Source organism: Paraburkholderia sp. 2C, from assembly GCF_054589215.1.
The window spans coordinates 1-371 of sequence record NZ_BAAILL010000043.1 but is presented as its reverse complement, the minus strand read 5'-3'; the positions used below and the strand labels follow the sequence as shown (position 1 = coordinate 371).

Sequence of the window (371 nt, the reverse complement as noted above, 5' to 3'; positions counted from 1 at the left end):
AGGTAGGAGAGCAGCATGAAAGTATCCGTCCGGAAGGATGGATCTGCGCTTTCCCACGCGCCGGACAACTGGTACGCCGTAGATTGGCGCCGGGTTGAACGGAACGTGAGAGGGATGCAGATTCGAATTGCGAAGGCGACGCGGGAAGGCGACTGGCGCAGGGTGAAAGCCCTGCAGCGGATGCTGACCCGCACGTTGTCCGCAAAGTTGTACGCGGTGCGACGTGTTACGCAGAACCAGGGTGCGCGAACGGCTGGAGTCGATCGCGAACTATGGGATTCGCCTGAACGCCGATGGGAAGCCATCGGCAGGTTGAAGCGGCGTGGATACAGGCCTCTGCCATTACGGAGGGTCTTTATTCCCAAGGCCAA

The 371-nt window shown here is 60.1% G+C and carries 1 protein-coding gene; it reads left to right on the top strand.

What is annotated here, in order from left to right; genetic code table 11:
* Positions 1-15: 15 nt before the first annotated feature.
* The coding region (locus ACYPXD_RS21805; RefSeq protein WP_459715817.1) for a reverse transcriptase N-terminal domain-containing protein at positions 16-371 on the top strand (356 nt) is incomplete at its 3' end.